General features: G+C 61.4%; 1 rRNA gene. It reads right to left on the reverse strand.

Annotated features, from left to right (window positions below):
- Window positions 1-260 precede the first annotated feature (260 nt).
- Window positions 261-377: ribosomal RNA gene (gene rrf / locus AB4K12_RS31240) — 5S ribosomal RNA — on the reverse strand.
- Between the last annotated feature and the right edge of the window lie 89 nt (window positions 378-466).

Consider the following 466-nt stretch of genomic DNA (forward strand, 5'->3'; position numbering starts at 1 on the left):
ACGCTCGTCACGGCGGAAGCCACCGGAACGGTCGTCGCGCCGGAAACCGCCGCTGCGCGGGCCGCGGGGGCCTCCGTAGCGCGACTCGCCGCCCGAGCGACCCTCGGGAGAGTTGGTGGACATCGACGTGACTCCTGTCTTCGGGTAACGCAGTCATTCTCGCGCACCCGGCTCACAGGCGCGCTTCGGCAAAGCAACAGAAAAACAAAAGGACCCTTGGTCCCAGCGTGAACGCTGGGACCAAGGGTCCTTGAAAGATTGTTCGGCGGCGTCCTACTCTCCCACAGGGTCCCCCCTGCAGTACCATCGGCGCTGAAAGGCTTAGCTTCCGGGTTCGGAATGTAACCGGGCGTTTCCCTAACGCTATGACCACCGAAACCCTATCGGGTTCTAGCGAACAAGCACACTCTTCAATTAAGTAAGTGAAACTGGTTCAACCGGTGCGACTGTTCGCAACCCGGGAACC

It is taken from the genome of Streptomyces sp. C36, assembly GCF_040932295.1.
Classification (GTDB): Bacteria; Actinomycetota; Actinomycetes; order Streptomycetales; family Streptomycetaceae; genus Streptomyces; species Streptomyces triculaminicus.